Source organism: Rhizobium sp. Root1203 (assembly GCF_001424945.1).
Taxonomy (GTDB): Bacteria; Pseudomonadota; Alphaproteobacteria; order Rhizobiales; family Rhizobiaceae; genus Rhizobium.
The window spans coordinates 1-1,547 of sequence record NZ_LMCW01000064.1 but is presented as its reverse complement, the minus strand read 5'-3'; the positions used below and the strand labels follow the sequence as shown (position 1 = coordinate 1,547).

The 1,547-nt window shown below is 59.6% G+C and carries 2 protein-coding genes and 1 pseudogene; 2 read left to right on the top strand and 1 reads right to left on the bottom strand.

Annotated elements, in window-relative coordinates:
* The coding region (locus ASC97_RS34980; protein WP_210171784.1) for a hypothetical protein at nucleotides 1-220 on the top strand (220 nt) is incomplete at its 5' end.
* A gap of 99 nt (nucleotides 221-319) precedes the next feature.
* Here ASC97_RS34980 and ASC97_RS29430 read toward each other — a convergent pair.
* Nucleotides 320-846: pseudogene (locus ASC97_RS29430) on the bottom strand (transposase); the annotation flags it as partial.
* A gap of 404 nt (nucleotides 847-1,250) precedes the next feature.
* Between ASC97_RS29430 and ASC97_RS29425 the strand changes: the two are divergent.
* Complete coding sequence (locus ASC97_RS29425; protein WP_057471881.1) at nucleotides 1,251-1,544, top strand: hypothetical protein; 294 nt, start codon at nucleotides 1,251-1,253, stop codon at nucleotides 1,542-1,544.
* Nucleotides 1,545-1,547: the final 3 nt, after the last annotated feature.

Sequence of the window (1,547 nt, the reverse complement as noted above, 5' to 3'; positions counted from 1 at the left end):
TCAGTCTGCCCGCTGTGGCACGCTGATATCCCCTCCGACCCGACGTCGGAAAGCACGGCAATCAGCCGTCAGCTACACCACTCCCATGGACACGATCGGCATGGAAGCACACCTTAGCCTCAACCGCTTTTCAGAGGCTGACTGTGCCGAACTGCCGCATGGCCGGAAACCAGCGCATCGTCGAGCGGCTGGCGCTGCCAAACATCACCGCCTCCCCTGATTTTGCGGTTCGACGATATGTACACCGCCTTCCATAGTGAGGTTCTCTGCCTGTGCTGCAGTGCCCAATTGCCGGTTAGTACAGTGCTAGTTTTTCTGCTTTCAACCCTTCGTGCGCATCGGAGACGACGAGTTTCACGCCACGCAATCCTCGACGTGTCAGCCTGCGCAGGAATTCCGTCCAGATCGGCTCGGCCACTTCCATACCCAGGACCTCGCGCCGTCCGTCGTTGTTGACGCCGACTGCGATAATGACGGCGACCGAGACGATGCGGCCGCCGCGCGGACCTTGAGGTAGGTCGCGTCCACCCAGACGTATGGCCACTCGCCTTCGATGGGGCGGGGCGGTCGAGGAACGCCTTCACCTTGACGTCGATCTCCCCGTGCCCGACAGGCAACGCCTGCGTTGCCGAAAGGGGCGCACAAGCGGCTCACCTGACTTTTGGAAATGCCGCTCATCCCCATGGCTTTGACGAGATCGTCGACAGAACGTGTCGATATTCCTTGGATGTACGCCTCCTGGATAACGGCAGTCAGAGCTTTCTCTGCCATGCGGCGCGGTTCAAGGAAGCTGGGGAAGTAGCTGCCCTTGCGTAGCTTCGGAATGCGAAGCTCGACGGATCGAGCGGCATCACCATTTCCCCGATGAAAAAATCGCTATTCCCACGATTTCGTTGTTCTCGAGCGTCGCCGAAACGAGCGGCTTACATAGCTTGACTTTATTGACGGAGCCATCCCGACGGATGGGTGGTGGTGTCATCAGCAAGTAGTTTGCTGGGTCGACAACAAAGCTACGGTCCACGCGACCAGATTGAAACAAGCCGTCTCAACCGCCTGGCATGACCGGCATCACCTCAGTGGCGCGGTGCTGTCCAACTGCGCTGGAAGTGTTGCGGATGCGGCGGAAAGTTGGAGGCTAGACTAGTGCCGGCACGGGGACTCGAGCGCAACCAAGGCGCATGGCGATTGCTCTATTTTCCGCGCAGTGACATCAGATTTCCAGTTGCACAGGTTAGTCGGCGAAGTCGCCGATGCCGGGTTTGCCGAAATCGATCCCACCGAAAGCTGGCTTCGCCTCGCCGACCTTTCTCCTGCGCGTTGTCACGCCTTCTGCGACGTCGCAGCCGAAATCGGGGCATCTCTTTCCGCTTTTTCGAGCCGCTGACGGAGGAGCAGAAGGCTACCCTTTGGCCATCAGCTCGGCGATCGCCACGACGGGGATGTCCCATGCCGATCACACCGCTCAGGCACCCGGCCAGGAAGGCGATGGCACAGACAAGAACATAGGAAAGCAAGGCGAGACCCCGAAGAGAGAGTTGGCGTAGAGC